This is a genomic window from Metabacillus sp. Hm71 (genome assembly GCF_051842955.2).
Taxonomy (GTDB): Bacteria; Bacillota; Bacilli; order Bacillales; family Bacillaceae; genus Metabacillus.
On sequence record NZ_CM200278.1, the window covers coordinates 688565 to 702254 of the forward strand.

At 39.5% G+C, this 13690-nt stretch carries 15 protein-coding genes; 12 read left to right on the forward strand and 3 right to left on the reverse strand.

The features are described 5' to 3' along the window. The first annotated feature begins 8 nt into the window (after positions 1-8). From ACSVDH_RS03535 to ACSVDH_RS03550, 4 genes are all read left to right on the forward strand, one after another. Positions 9-290 carry a PTS sugar transporter subunit IIB gene (locus tag ACSVDH_RS03535; protein ID WP_439253373.1) on the forward strand — a complete coding sequence of 94 codons (282 nt, stop codon included), beginning with the start codon at positions 9-11 and terminating at the stop codon, positions 288-290. Positions 291-318: 28 nt separating this feature from the next. Then, positions 319-1695: a PTS ascorbate transporter subunit IIC gene (ulaA, locus tag ACSVDH_RS03540; RefSeq protein ID WP_439253372.1), complete on the forward strand. Its 1377-nt coding sequence runs from the start codon at positions 319-321 to the stop codon at positions 1693-1695. A 105-nt stretch (positions 1696-1800) separates the two neighbouring features. Beyond that, positions 1801-2652, forward strand: a complete 852-nt coding sequence (locus ACSVDH_RS03545; RefSeq protein ID WP_439253371.1) for a transketolase — start codon at positions 1801-1803, stop codon at positions 2650-2652. Next, on the forward strand, positions 2649-3605 hold the full coding sequence (locus tag ACSVDH_RS03550) for a transketolase family protein (RefSeq protein ID WP_439253370.1): 957 nt from the start codon (positions 2649-2651) through the stop codon (positions 3603-3605). Before ACSVDH_RS03545 ends, ACSVDH_RS03550 begins: the two co-directional genes overlap by 4 nt. 176 nt (positions 3606-3781) lie before the next feature. Here the strand turns inward: ACSVDH_RS03550 and ACSVDH_RS03555 are convergent, their stop codons facing one another. Beyond that, on the reverse strand, positions 3782-4954 hold the full coding sequence (locus ACSVDH_RS03555; protein ID WP_439253369.1) for an MFS transporter: 1173 nt from the start codon (positions 4952-4954) through the stop codon (positions 3782-3784). A 407-nt stretch (positions 4955-5361) separates the two neighbouring features. Next, the gene (locus tag ACSVDH_RS03560) at positions 5362-5529 is read right to left on the reverse strand and encodes a hypothetical protein (protein ID WP_439253367.1); all 168 of its coding nucleotides are present in this window, start codon (positions 5527-5529) and stop codon (positions 5362-5364) included. A 252-nt stretch (positions 5530-5781) separates the two neighbouring features. Between ACSVDH_RS03560 and ACSVDH_RS03565 the strand changes: the two genes are divergently transcribed. From ACSVDH_RS03565 to ACSVDH_RS03600, 8 genes are all read left to right on the forward strand, one after another. Then, positions 5782-7170 (forward strand): aminotransferase-like domain-containing protein, encoded by a 1389-nt coding sequence (locus ACSVDH_RS03565; protein ID WP_439253366.1) that lies wholly within the window; start codon positions 5782-5784, stop codon positions 7168-7170. Positions 7171-7312: 142 nt separating this feature from the next. Next, positions 7313-8644, forward strand: coding sequence for an MFS transporter (locus ACSVDH_RS03570; RefSeq protein ID WP_439253364.1), 1332 nt, complete (start codon positions 7313-7315; stop codon positions 8642-8644). 901 nt (positions 8645-9545) lie between these two features. Continuing rightward, the gene (locus ACSVDH_RS03575) at positions 9546-9734 is read left to right on the forward strand and encodes a GerAB/ArcD/ProY family transporter (protein ID WP_439253363.1); all 189 of its coding nucleotides are present in this window, start codon (positions 9546-9548) and stop codon (positions 9732-9734) included. Further along, complete coding sequence (locus ACSVDH_RS03580) at positions 9688-10671, forward strand: GerAB/ArcD/ProY family transporter (RefSeq protein WP_439253361.1); 984 nt, start codon at positions 9688-9690, stop codon at positions 10669-10671. Before ACSVDH_RS03575 ends, ACSVDH_RS03580 begins: the two co-directional genes overlap by 47 nt. A 466-nt stretch (positions 10672-11137) precedes the next feature. Then, positions 11138-11467 (forward strand): ArsR/SmtB family transcription factor, encoded by a 330-nt coding sequence (locus tag ACSVDH_RS03585; RefSeq protein WP_439253360.1) that lies wholly within the window; start codon positions 11138-11140, stop codon positions 11465-11467. 70 nt (positions 11468-11537) lie between these two features. Next, positions 11538-12053, forward strand: a complete 516-nt coding sequence (locus ACSVDH_RS03590) for an SRPBCC domain-containing protein (protein WP_439253358.1) — start codon at positions 11538-11540, stop codon at positions 12051-12053. Positions 12054-12180: 127 nt separating this feature from the next. Further along, a complete protein-coding gene (locus tag ACSVDH_RS03595) occupies positions 12181-12597 on the forward strand; it encodes a VOC family protein (RefSeq protein WP_439253356.1) in 417 nt (138 codons plus the stop codon). Positions 12598-12713: 116 nt separating this feature from the next. Beyond that, entirely contained in the window at positions 12714-13052 is a 339-nt protein-coding gene (locus tag ACSVDH_RS03600; RefSeq protein WP_439253355.1) for a hypothetical protein, read from the forward strand. A 22-nt stretch (positions 13053-13074) separates the two neighbouring features. Here the strand turns inward: ACSVDH_RS03600 and ACSVDH_RS03605 are convergent, their stop codons facing one another. Further along, on the reverse strand, positions 13075-13584 hold the full coding sequence (locus ACSVDH_RS03605) for a GrpB family protein (protein WP_439253354.1): 510 nt from the start codon (positions 13582-13584) through the stop codon (positions 13075-13077). Positions 13585-13690 lie beyond the last annotated feature (106 nt).

Consider the following 13690-nt stretch of genomic DNA (forward strand, 5'->3'; position numbering starts at 1 on the left):
AATTGATTATGAAAATTTTAGCAGTATGTGGTTCAGGTTTAGGAAGCAGCTTCATGTTAGAGATGAATGTGCAGCAAATCTTATCCGAGCTTGGTGTAAGCGGGATCGAAGTAGAACATTCTGATCTTAGCTCAGCAACTCCAGATTCAGCGGATCTCTTTATTGCTGCAAAGGACATTGCGGAAGGAATGGGTCATTTAGGAGAAGTTATTGTAATCGACAGCATTATTGATATGGAAGGTCTTCGCTTAAAACTAAAGGAAGTGCTCCAGCAAAAAGGATTGCTTTAATCAATCATTCGTAAAAGGGGGCAATATTATGGGTGAAAGAATTCTTAAATTAATCATGGATATTTTAAGTACACCGGCTGTTTTGGTTGCGTTAATATCACTAGTTGGTCTGCTTATTTTGAAAAAGCCAGTTAGTGAAATTGTGAAGGGAACGACGAAAACCTTTTTAGGGTTTCTCGTTATCTCTGCAGGGGCGGGAATCATCGTCGGATCGCTTGATCCATTCGGTAAGATGTTCCAAGAGGCTTTTCATGTAAACGGGGTTGTTCCAAATAACGAGGCCATTGTGGCGATGGCTTTATCAGAATATGGCAGCGTTACCGCGCTTATCATGTTCTTTGGAATGCTGGCTAATATTTTGATCGCACGTTTTACGAGATTAAAATATATCTTTTTAACTGGTCATCATACATTATATATGGCTTGTATGCTGGCTGTTATCTTGGTTGTTTCAGGGTTAAAGGGAGTCCCTCTTATTATCGTTGGTTCTCTTGCTTTAGGTCTAATCATGGCGTTTTTCCCAGCGATTTGTCAGCCATTTATGCGTAAAATTACGGGTAATGACAATGTAGGCTTTGGACACTTCTCAAGCTTGGGATATGTGTTGTCCGGTCTTGTAGGGAAGGTTGTTGGAAAAGGATCTCGTTCGACAGAAGAGATTAAATTCCCTAAAGGATTAGGATTCTTGCGTGATAGCTCTGTAACCATTGCGTTAACGATGACGATTCTGTATTTCGTCATTGCTCTCTTTGCCGGACCTTCTTATGTAGAGAAAGAGCTTAGCGGAGGCACTCATTATCTTGTATACTCTCTCATTCAAGCTGTTACGTTTGCTGCCGGAGTTTTTGTGATCCTGTCAGGTGTTCGTCTTGTGTTAGCTGAAATTGTTCCCGCTTTCAAAGGGATTTCAACGAAGCTTGTTCCAAACTCCAAACCAGCTCTCGATTGTCCGATTGTATTCCCATATGCACCAAATGCCGTATTAATTGGGTTCTTCTGCAGTTTCCTTGGCGGTATTGTCGGGATGGTGATCCTTGGTTTTGCAGGTGCGGTTATTATCTTGCCAGGCGTAGTTCCTCACTTTTTTACAGGGGCCACCGCAGGGGTATTCGGTAATGCAACAGGTGGTGTACGCGGTGCTACCATTGGGTCGTTTGCCAATGGCTTGTTGATTACCTTCCTTCCTGTATTCTTGATGCCTGTTCTTGGTGATTTAGGCTTTGCAAGTACAACATTCTCTGATACTGACTTTGCTGCATCTGGTATTCTTCTAGGAAATGTCGCAAAATCGTTTGGCGCTGCTGGTGTTACGATTACAGTTGTAGGCTTAGTCGTTCTTGCTGTAGCAATGGGTTTTTTCAAAAAAGGTAAAGAAAGTACGAACTCAAAACAAATTGGAGCTTAATTTTTAAATAGTTAGGAGACCTTGGGTAGAATCCCCTTCCCAAGGTCTCATGATTAAATGATGGAAGGGTGCTTGCCACCTCATTTTAATAAGGGAGGATTTTACATGGGCATCGATTTTCAAAAATTAGAAACGTTTCGTGATGAAATTCGGTTAAAGACATTAAAGGAGCTTTACAATCTTGGTTTTGGACATTACGGCGGCAGTTTGTCGATCATTGAAGTTTTAGCGGTCTTATATGGCGAAGTGATGAAAGTGGATCCAAAAAACCCGAAATGGGAAGATCGCGATTATTTTATTTTATCAAAAGGCCATGGCGGCCCAGGACTTTATGCAACTTTAGCAGTGAAAGGTTTTTTTTCTGAAGAAGTGCTTTATACACTAAATCAAAATGGAACGTCCCTTCCTTCGCATCCTGATCGGAATTTAACACCAGGTGTTGATATGACGACAGGGTCTTTAGGGCAAGGGATATCAGCAGCAGTTGGTGTCGCACTTTCTCATAAACTTTCAGCTAAAGATCATTTTACGTATTGTATTGTTGGGGATGGTGAACTAAATGAAGGACAATGCTGGGAAGCCTTCCAGTTTGCAGCCCATCATAAATTGAATCACCTCTTCGTGTTTGTTGATGACAATAAAAAACAGCTGGACGGTTTAACAAAGGATATTATTGACCCACTTGATTTTGTGGATAAATTTAAAGCATTTGGTTTTTATTCTATGAGAGTAGATGGAAGTTCCTTAGAACAAATCTATGAAGCTATTGAAAAGGGAAAGGCGCAAACAAATCAGCCTGTTGCCATTATTTTGGATACTACCAAGGGTCAGGGTGTGCCTTATTTAGAAGAGAAGGCAGACAACCATCATATCCGCCCAAACCAAGAGGATGAAGAAGCAATTTTAGCTGCGATCGCTGAGTTGGAAAACAAACTTGGAAAGGCTGTGAGTGTATGATTCAGACACCATCCAAAAACTATGAATTAGATAAAGTGGAAATGCGGCAAACGTATGCCAATACTCTCTTAGAAATGGCGAAAGAAAATCCGAATGTGATTGGCTTAGAAGCCGATTTAATGAGTGCGATTACGACGAATAAAATCATAAAAGAAATTCCTTATCAATTGATCAACTGCGGGATCATGGAGGCCAATATGCTTGGAGTTGCAGCTGGACTGTCGCTAACAGGCAAAATCCCTTATGTCCATACTTTCGGCCAATTTGCTACACGTCGTGCCTTTGATCAGCTTTTTGTTTCCGGTGCATATGCAAAGACGAATATGAAAATATTAGGGTCTGATTCGGGGGTAACGGCTGAGCATAACGGAGGCACTCACATGACATTTGAGGACCTTGGTCTAGTTCGCTTGATTCCGAATGCAACGGTTTATGAAGTAAGCGATGCAACCATGCTCCGCTATTTGCTTCGAAAAATTGAAAAAGAGCACGGAATCCATTACATCCGGACCATTCGTAAACATGCGGTAAAACTTTACGATGAGGGTGAAGTTTTTGAAACAGGCAAAGGAAAGGTGCTGCGCGAAGGCGTCGACGTGACCATCATTGCGAGCGGCATCATGGTAGCAGAATCGTTAAAAGCAGCCGACTTGCTTCAAGAACAAGGAATCGAAGCAACCGTCATTGATATGTTCTCAATTAAACCAATTGACCAAGACGTAATCGTGAAATATGCTAAAAAAACAAAAGCCATTGTCACCGCAGAAAACCACAACATTATTGGCGGCTTAGGAAGCGCAGTAGCCGAAGTACTAAGTGAACACTGCCCAACTCCAATGAAACGAATTGGAGTAAAAGAACAATTTGGCCAAGTCGGTAAAGTCGACTACCTAAAAGAATTCTATAAACTTACTCCGAAAGACATCGCTGCCGCAGTTCAGGAATTGATGTAATCATTTAAAGTGCCTGTCACTGTTCATTGACAGTGATAAGTGATCAATAAACAAAAGTTTTTTACTTCAGTAATTATGGACTCAGACTTACTATAGTAGAGATAAATAAGGTGAAAGAGTAATAGAGGCTGCCCATGAGGTCTAGAGTGACACAAGGGCAGCCAATTTCCTTTTTTCTATTCAATTGCCTTTTTCGACGCAAACAAAAAATATACAAAAAATCCTCCACAAATCAAACCAATAAACCCAAATCCGCCAAACACATCAAATGCCGATGAAAAATACCCAAACCCCAAACCAGTCAAGATGAGTACTCCATTCAGCCCCAATGATTGAAACGAATCAATAGTGGCTCTCATCGAGGAATCCATTTTATGGTGCAAATATCCGCTAACAATCGGTTCAATGATGCCTGAAACCAAAAATATCAGGAAAACTGCTACTAAACCAGTGAAGTCTCTAATAATTGAAACATATAAAAATCCAATAGCCAACACGGCAGCCACAGCTAAAAGCAAGGTTCTGTACCTGAATCGGTTGATCAATATGTGGGCAAGCAAATTTCCAGGGAGGCTTAACAGCATAAACATCGCTGAAAATAATCCGAAATAGACCACTGGAATCTCAAGCCTGTTCAAGTAAAGCTGCCAAAACTCCCAGATGAAATTCAAGGCGGCACCCGTTACCATACCGGAAAGGACCACGAGACAAACGCTTGGGTTCCTTTTGAAGAACCGCACAGATGCAATGATATATTCCTTGAACGCTAACGATTCCTCGGTATCACTTTTAACCACTGGCTCAGACAGCATGAACGACAAACAGACACACACAAGCATGCTGGAAAGCGATAACCAATAGTTATATTCAAAGGGAAACAAGCTTGCCAAAAAACTTCCACTTAATGCTGCTACGATAGCGGCCGTTATATCAAAGACATTCAAGCGACCAAGATACTTTTCAAACAATCGTTCCTTACCATTTACCAATAATGAGTCATAAAGCAGGGCATTTTCCGCTCCGCTGCATGCAGAACGAGCAATTCCCGAGAGAAAAATCGCAGCTGCGAAATGCCAGAATTCCGTTGCGAAAATCAGGATGAGAAACATACAGGCTTCCAATAGGGAACCTACCAGGATCATGTTCTTCCGGCCCCACTTGTCGGCCATAATACCTGACGGAACCTCAAGGAAAAAAACGGTAATCGCAAAAATAATTTCTGTGTACACGACCATTTGAATCGTCATGCCTCTTTCTTCCCAGAACAACCTTTCAATCACATATGCAGGGATAAGGCTCTGAAAAAAACGAATGCCATATAGTTTCCAAATATTCGTCCTATAATCCATGCTGATCAAGCACTCCTCTCCATTCTGATTACAGTTTGTCAATCAGGGAGTGGAGGTGCTCGCGCTCGATTTAACTCTAAATCTTAACAAGGAGGTCTTGCATAATGTGGCATATTTGCATCTCCTTTGGTTATTTTCGTTTATACTTTACTATCAATTATAAACAGGTGGAAAAATATGGTCAATATGAGGGGGATAAATACATGATCATTTTAATGGTGATCCAAAGGAGTTCTCCCCGCTTATAAGTTAAATGTTCATAAATAAGAGGATTTAAAGTAGCAAAAAAAGTAAGAGCAAGAAAAATGGGTGTTAAAGGACTATCAAAAATGATCATACTCTAACAGGGAACCCTTACATGGGGGAGAATAATGACGGATCGGCTTTTTATTGATTTTACATTTCCTTCAAACCAAATTATACATTCCTTTTGTATCAACTAAACGCTGTTCAATTTTAGATACCTTCCTGATACCTCTTTCTAGCCGATAAATCACAATAAAACTAAATATTGTGGATAAGATCGTACTTCCAATGAGTGACCATAAAATCGCTTGTGAGATATTTCGATCCATATGAATTAATTCCTTTCAACTGTTTAATTCTGTACCCATAGAATATGTACAGAATGTAAAATTATACAAATTTTTGGAGATTTCTATTTCGTTATTGGAATAAGGCATTTTTTATGCCTTTGCAATATCCGACAAAATAAGTAAAAATAATTGCTGCTCGGATATCTCACTAAAGGGCATTATATTAAGGGGAAATTATAATAGTTTTAAAAACGATATAATAATATAATTGTGTAAAAAAGGATGGGTATCATGCCGATCAATTCTTTTGAAAACTATCCGATGAGCTGGAAACCATCGATTGATAAAACGAAAAAGCCAATTTATCAAGCACTTGCAGGGCAATTGGAAGAGGATATTTTAAACGGAGTTTTATTGCCGGGAACAAAACTTCCCCCACAGCGAGAACTGGCCGATTATTTAGATTTAAATCTGAGTACGATTTCAAAAGCGTTTAAAGTGTGTGAGTTAAAGGGCTTGTTAAGTGCATCGGTGGGAAGCGGGACATTTGTATCGTATGATGCGTTATCGAATGCGTATTTACTCGAAGAAACAAAGCCGAAGCAATTAATTGAAATGGGAGCAACACTTCCAGATAATGCTTCTTACGAGCCACTGCTGCTGCAACTAAAAAGTATGCTGCAAGAGACAGATTATGAAAGATGGTTTGGTTATGGTCGAGCAGGCGAAAGCCTTTGGCAAAAGGATGCAGCTGTAAAGCTAATCCGAAGAGGTGGATTTGAAACAACTGTTGATCACATTTTATTTGCTAACGGGGGCCAAAATGCGATTGCTGCTACACTGGCAAGTCTTTGTAAGCCTGGAGATCGCATTGGTGCTGACCATCATACGTACCCTGGCTTAAAAACGGTTGCAGCGATGCTTAGTGTGCAAATTGTACCGATAAAATCAGCGAACAATGAAATGAGTCCAAGTGCCTTTGAATATGCGTGTAAAAATGACAAAATTAAAGGCATTTACTTGATTCCAGATTATCATAATCCGAAAGCTTGCTGTATGTCTGTCGAGAATCGAAAAGTGATTGCAGCAATTGCCAAAAAGTATAATCAGTTCATTATTGAAGATGCGACGTATCATCTTCACAACGAAAAAACACTTCCAGCAGTCGCATCATTCGCACCAGACCAGGCTATCTATATTGCGAGTTTATCGAAATCAATAGCACCGGGGTTACGACTAGCCTATGCAGCAGTTCCGAGTCGATTCAAGGAGCAAATTTCAAAGGCACTATATAATTTAAATATATCCGTTTCACCATTATTAGCAGAACTGGCGGCACGTACGATTGTGTCGAATCAATTTGAAACGATCATTGATGTTCATCGGGAACAAACCATTCGCAGAAACCAAGTCGTTAATCGATATTTGGAAGATTATACCTGTTTAGGAACTGATTCAGGTATCTTTCGCTGGTTACTATTACCAGGCAAAACCACAGGAGCTGAATTTGAAAGATTAGCTGCACAGCATGGGGTACAAGTGTATGCGGCGGAACGTTTTGTCGTTGGTAATAGTTGTCCAGAAAGGGCTGTAAGGGTTGCTGTCTGTGCACCAGAAACGCTTGAAGAGCTTGAGCAAGGATTGATGATCCTTAAACGTTTACTGAACGATCTTACCTAATATTAAAAGATATACATTTATAAAATCGTTTGCCATACAATTATAATATTGTATGGTTTTTTTATGCGTGTTAAGATGTTTGAAATCTAGTTTGGAGGACTATATAAAAGAGAATGAGTTTTCTAGAAAGGTAGGTTCGATAATGTTACAAGATAGCGTAAAAAAATTAGACGATCAATCAGCTTGGTTACAAGTCTACATTCGTTCTTCAGAAAAACAAAAACAACTATATAAGAGAACATTAATGGTTGTTGTCATATCCCAGATTTTTGGAGGAGCAGGACTTGCAGCAGGAATAACAGTGGGGGCACTTCTAGCTCAAGACATGTTAGGAACAGATAGTGTAACGGGACTTCCTACGGCATTATTTACTTTAGGATCAGCAGGGGCTGCACTGCTTGTGGGACGACTTTCTCAGAGATTTGGACGTCGTTCTGGACTTGCGGCAGGATTTTTGGCTGGCGGTATCGGTGCCATTGGAGTAGTCATTTCAGCATTATTAAATAGCATTTTCCTTCTATTTATTTCACTGCTTATCTATGGAGCAGGATCTGCAACAAACTTACAAGCACGTTACGCAGGAACAGACTTGGCAAACCGGGCACAAAGAGCAAAGGCTGTTAGTATGGCCATGGTTTCCACCACATTCGGTGCAGTTGCAGGACCAAACCTGGTGGATGTAATGGGTGAGTTTGCGATATCGATCGGAATTCCTTCTTTAGCTGGTCCATTTATATTAGCTGCTACAGCTTATCTACTTGCCGGTTTGGTTCTTTTAATTTTTCTTCGTCCTGATCCCTTTATTGTTGCAAAAGCAATAGCAGACACTCAAACAAATAATAGTCTTTTAGAGGAAAAATCTACTGTTTTATCGATAAACAGGCGAGGCATTTTTGCAGGTGCTTCCGTAATGGTTCTAACTCAATTTGTGATGACGTCAATTATGACGATGACTCCCATACATATGGGACACCATGGACATGGGTTGAATGAAGTAGGGCTTGTCATTGGATTTCACATAGGTGCTATGTATTTACCTTCGTTAGTAACTGGTTTTCTTGTTGATAAAATTGGCCGTGTTACAATGGCCATTGCTTCTGGCGTTACGCTGCTTGCTACTGGCATTCTAAGTGCTATGGGTCCTGCTGATTCAATGGTCGTACTCATTACAGCACTTGTTTTACTTGGACTTGGCTGGAATTTTGGTCTAATTAGTGGTACAGCCATTCTTGTAGATGCAACATCACCAGCTACTCGGGCTAAGACGCAGGGTTCTGTAGATGTTTTAATTGCTTTGTCAGGAGCATTAGGTGGAGGCTTATCAGGAATAGTTGTAGCATATTCTAGTTATGCAGCTCTTTCCATTGCTGGTGCTGTGCTTTCATTACTGCTTATTCCAATTATCATTTTTGCGACTAGAAAAGAGAGAAAGGTCGAAAAAATAACTGTAACTGAGAATTCGAAACATTTTTAGAGTAAGGATAGCTTATAAACTTTTCAAATCATTACTAAACGTTATAAAAACTAAAAGATTGTTGTTTTATAAATAGGTTTTGAGCAAGTAATGGCACAAAGAATAATACTTTACGTTTAAATTACTCGAATATGCCTAAAGAGAAAATTATTGAAGGTATGAAGCGCATGGGAGAAGAATTACATCGTGAATTAGAAAAAGAAACAACTCTTTTATTGATACAGAGTTGTCCGTCTGACCGAGGAAGACAATGAAAGAAACAAGGCAACCTCATCACGAAATGTTGAAAAGCGATTTCATATAGAATCGCTTTTTTGTGTGTTTTATCGTAATCATTATTATAACATCTACATCATATAAGAAAGTTTTACACTTTAAGAATGTATAAATTGGCAGCGAAGAAGGGAATTCGACTTAGTGGCCAATTTTAAGTATAAAGTAACAGCGCAACTACTCATCACGCTTCAACCTTTCAAGCTCGCAAGTCGGCGAGTTTTCTTTATAATAATCAGAACTTATATATTTTCTTAACATAGCTTGCGTTTCTGAATCTAGCTCCAGGAGCCATCAGCTCTAGGGTCTAGTCAAACATGAATAGAAGGCAAAGAACGCCTTCTATTCATGAGCGTCTTATTTGCCCTAGGCTGATCAAGGCGCTTGCGCTTTTCTTAATTTAGCCAAACCTGGTGCACTTACGAACACAATTACAAGAGGTCTGAGCTAATCGATGCTAATATGAAGAAAAAACTTTATCTTCAATACAAAAACGGACGCACTAAATGTAGTACACATCCCTCGATCCCTAAAAGTATTAAAGATAGGAATCTAGGATAGAATGAATGATTAGATGAGACATACAAACGTACGGATCAAGCCAGTAAGGAGGGGAGAGGCCTAGAAGATGGAGAAAGCCAAAATTAGCGTCATTCAATTATTTGCCATGATGTTCATGTTTGAGATGGGGACTGCATTGGTCATAAGTTATGGAGTAGGTGCCAAAAAGGACGCTTGGCTTGCGATTCTTTTAGGAATGTGCGGGGGGAATGATCGTATTTTTCATTTATTACTTTTTATTTCGTCAATATCCTAATCTACCACTTACCGGATATGCCAGAAAAATATTTGGTAAATACGTAGGATGGATGATTGGATTGTTATACATCCTCTTCTTTTTGTACATTTCTGCTAGAAATACACGTGAGTTCAGTGAGTTGCTGCTTTCATCGACATTGCCGGAAACACCATTATTAGCAATCATTATCTTATTCGTTTTTACCATTTGTTATGTCCTTTATCTAGGGATTGAAGTAGTAGGGAGAACAGCAGAAGTATTTATAGTCATTCTAGTCTTTATGGGCTTCACAGGTAATCTTTTAGTATTTCTTTCAGGTAATGTCGATATCCATAATTTACAACCGTCTCTTGAACATGGATGGAAACCAATCGTAACGACAGCTTTTCGTGACATACTTATTTTCCCTTTTACAGAAATGCTTGTTTTTACGATGCTTCTTCCTTACTTAAATCGACCTGAATTAGTGAAAAAAGTGTGGCTGTCTGCCTTAATTACAAGCGGTCTTGTCTTAACTTATACAACAAGTTTAAATATCGCCGTGCTTAATATTGAACAAGTGGAGAGATCTACTTTTCCTTTGTTATCAACCATTGGAAAGGTCAACCTTTTCGAGTTTATTCAACGAATGGATGCTATTGTTGTTTTTACGATGCTGCTTACAGTGTTTTTCAAAGCATCTATCTATTTTTATAGTGTATTAATCGGAATAGTAGATTTGTTCAAGTTAAAAAACCATCAACAAATTGTGTTACCAGTTGGCGTTATTCTGACTTTTATGTCAATGGTGATAGCTTCCGATTTTGCGGAACAAACGGAAGAAGGTCTCCTCACTCATTATGTTGCTTTCGCTCTTTTTATCATTATTCCCTTGCTGATGCTGATTGTTGTCATGGTTCGTAATGGTTTCAAGAAGAAAACGAAGAATGAGAAAAGCAGGTCAGAATCAATATAAAGTAAGACCTGATTTGGTTATATTTAAAGCCTTTGAGATGATGTTCGCTTTAGTCGAAAGGGTGAGCCTCCTGGATATTTTTATTCGTCTAAGGAAAGGTGTTTAGTTTTTTTAGATGTTATTTTATGACCAGGCATGTGTTGAAAAGGTCCATTGTCTGGAAAAGCCGTTCTACTTTTCTACGACCTTTCGGAAACCCTACTTCGTAAAAGTGAAGTTGGCATTTGTGTGACTTTAAAAGATAAATTGCACACTTTTTAAACGATAAATAGCATTCGAAATGGATGTTAAGAGACAATAAAGTCCTTTAAAAATAGCGATCATCATAATCCATTAAATGGCCAATAAATGGAGATTCTTGAACGAAGGGAAAGATAAGGAAATTTTTTTACATAATAAGCTTTTAATATTCCTTGACAGGAATATTCCCTATGCGTTATATTGAATGTGAAAGGAGAATAGTAATATGGGCAAAAAAATTACAACAACTTTGAATGCACTAGCTGAGCCCAACCGACTACACATTGTTGAACTTTTGCGTGATGGCCCTCTCACTGTAGGGGAAATTGCTGAACGACTTGGTCTTCTCCAGCCACAAACTTCTAAACATCTCCGTGTACTTAATGAATCAGGACTCGTCGAGGTGCAAGCAATTGCTAATCGGCGAATTTACAAGCTACGGCAGCAGCCGTTCCAAGATCTAGATAATTGGCTGGAGTCATTCCAACATGTCTGGCATGAAAGATTCGATCGCTTGGATGACTATTTGCGTGAATTGCAGCAAAGAAAAGACTGATATTGTGACAAAAAAGATTACTACAGAAAAAAGTGACGACTTAATACAAAAATTAATGGGAGGAATGGAAATGTCCAACAACACAATGATTTCGAGAGTGGAGAACGATCGGGTATTAGTGCTGGAGCGTATTTTTGACGCGCCGCGCGACCTCGTTTTCAAGATGTTTAAAGATCCCGAGCATCTCAAACGCTGGTGGGGGCCTAGAGGTTGGGAGCTTCCTGTCTGCAACGTCGATTTCCGGCCGGGTGGCGTTTGGCACTACTGTATGAAGTGTGTGGATCAAAACCAAGGTGAATTTTACGGTATGGAATCTTGGGGCAAAGCGGTTTATAAGATGATCATTGAGCCGGAGAAGATCGTCTACGTCGATTTCTTCTCGGATGACACAGGCAATACGAATGACGCAATGCCATCGACTGATGTTACATTGGAATTCATCGATTTGGGCAGCAAGACGAAGCTGATCAACCGTGCTGAATATTCGTCGGCAGAGTCTCTCAAGACCGTCATGGACATGGGCATGCTGCAAGGAATCACCGAAACTTGGGACCGCCTGGAAGAAGTTCTTCAGCAGCTGAAATAAGGGAATACCACGTAGTTCAGTAAAGAAACCTGTACCTATAGGGATATTCTTTAACAGTGCAGTTTAGTTAAAGGAAATAAAATGGGCATGGCATTCTTGCCAATAATATTAACAGGAGGTAATAAAAGTGGCATTTACATCTAAAAATATCTTTATCAATTTACCGGTAAAAGACTCGAACAAGTCCACCAATTTTTTCAAGGAGCTTGGTTTTGAGTTCAACCCACAATTCTCCGATGAGACCACATCTTGTATGATCATCAGTGACAATATCTTTGCTATGATTATGATTGAAGAACGTTTCAAAGGGTTTAGTAAGAAGGAAATTGCAGATACTGCTACTTCTTCCGAAGCAATTTTCTGCTTATCAGCTGAAAGCCGGGATCAAGTGGATGAGTTAGTAAATAAGGCATTATCATCTGGTGGTAAATCTTTTAGTGACCCTCAAGATCATGGTTTTATGTATATATGGGGGTTTCAGGATATAGACGGTCATTTATGGGAAGTTGCTTATATGGATGAAAGTGCAATTAATCAGGAATAAACAATTAGGTTTAGTGTTTTCAAGACCTAATTTATAAAAATAAGGGATGGTACATATTAGTCATATATAATATGTACCACCTTTTTACTTTTTGTTCAACAATCGAGGCCCGATTGTTGAAGATTGTTATTGAACAAAAGCCCCCGTTCGTAGTTGATGGGACTATTCGTATCCAGGTGCACTGGTGTATTGGGCTGTCCGTGAGCGACCGTAAGTTACTGTCGTTGGCGTTTATTTTCTTCGCTTTGACGGACGATCTCGTCAACGACGTGCTCGATCGGTGCGGTGGCGTCGATTATAATTCCGTTTTTTGGAATGTCTTCTTTCGTTTGGTGCAATCGAGCAATGAGTTCCCGTTCCGTTTTTTTTCTGCCAAATTCATTTTCTGGTCGCTCGTCAAGCCTCCGGTTCAATGTGTCAATGTCGACCTCGAGGACAAACACGCCGTCAAATAGATCTATGAATTTCGAAAAGTTCCTAGAAGCCCTTTGCACGTTTGAGAAGTTGAGCAATAAAATCAGATTTGTAATCCGAATACGCTAATAATTTTCGATATCCAAGGTGATATGCGTCCAATTTATGTTGAGCATAAAGTTCGGCCTCATCAGGGTGGCTACGCAAATAATCTCTTAGCTCTAAATTGTCATTCCATAACGTCGAATTGAATTGAGTTACTGCGAGGTTGAACGAGCGTATGCCACGCTTTCGACAATAAATCCTTCCTTGTACACCAGCTGTTCCAAGACATTCATATCCAAGTTGTTCTAACTCCTTTTTTTGGCTAACAGTAATCTCCAATGTTCCATGCAGTCCTATCAATATATCAACAATAGGCTTGGCAGTGAGTCCAGGTACTGATGTGCTGCCAAAGTGCTCAAACGTAGTGTTTGGTCGAAAAATCGGTTTTAGAGAAATTATTTCTTCTTCAAACCAGTTCTCCCAATCGGGACTGTATTCTAAAATGGAAATTTCCTCATCTATATTCATTGACAATCCTCCAGGCTTCTTCATACGATCCTGCTCAATTAGAAAAAACGAAATCACATATATTTTTTGATTCATCATTTTTATAAATTGTGAAACTTTTAAAATA

What these genes read in the sequence shown, in the direction of transcription:
- ACSVDH_RS03580 (WP_439253361.1), top strand. Translation starts at nt 9,688, where the DNA reads ATGATCGTATTTTTCATTTATTACTTTTTATTTCGTCAATATCCTAAT.
- ACSVDH_RS03590 (WP_439253358.1), top strand. Translation starts at nt 11,538, where the DNA reads ATGTCCAACAACACAATGATTTCGAGAGTGGAGAACGATCGGGTATTA.
- ACSVDH_RS03570 (WP_439253364.1), top strand. Translation starts at nt 7,313, where the DNA reads ATGTTACAAGATAGCGTAAAAAAATTAGACGATCAATCAGCTTGGTTA.
- ulaA (WP_439253372.1), top strand. Translation starts at nt 319, where the DNA reads ATGGGTGAAAGAATTCTTAAATTAATCATGGATATTTTAAGTACACCG.
- ACSVDH_RS03555 (WP_439253369.1), bottom strand. Translation starts at nt 4,954, where the DNA reads ATGGATTATAGGACGAATATTTGGAAACTATATGGCATTCGTTTTTTT.
- ACSVDH_RS03605 (WP_439253354.1), bottom strand. Translation starts at nt 13,584, where the DNA reads ATGAATATAGATGAGGAAATTTCCATTTTAGAATACAGTCCCGATTGG.
- ACSVDH_RS03575 (WP_439253363.1), top strand. Translation starts at nt 9,546, where the DNA reads ATGGAGAAAGCCAAAATTAGCGTCATTCAATTATTTGCCATGATGTTC.
- ACSVDH_RS03585 (WP_439253360.1), top strand. Translation starts at nt 11,138, where the DNA reads ATGGGCAAAAAAATTACAACAACTTTGAATGCACTAGCTGAGCCCAAC.
- ACSVDH_RS03560 (WP_439253367.1), bottom strand. Translation starts at nt 5,529, where the DNA reads ATGGATCGAAATATCTCACAAGCGATTTTATGGTCACTCATTGGAAGT.
- ACSVDH_RS03545 (WP_439253371.1), top strand. Translation starts at nt 1,801, where the DNA reads ATGGGCATCGATTTTCAAAAATTAGAAACGTTTCGTGATGAAATTCGG.
- ACSVDH_RS03565 (WP_439253366.1), top strand. Translation starts at nt 5,782, where the DNA reads ATGCCGATCAATTCTTTTGAAAACTATCCGATGAGCTGGAAACCATCG.
- ACSVDH_RS03550 (WP_439253370.1), top strand. Translation starts at nt 2,649, where the DNA reads ATGATTCAGACACCATCCAAAAACTATGAATTAGATAAAGTGGAAATG.
- ACSVDH_RS03535 (WP_439253373.1), top strand. Translation starts at nt 9, where the DNA reads ATGAAAATTTTAGCAGTATGTGGTTCAGGTTTAGGAAGCAGCTTCATG.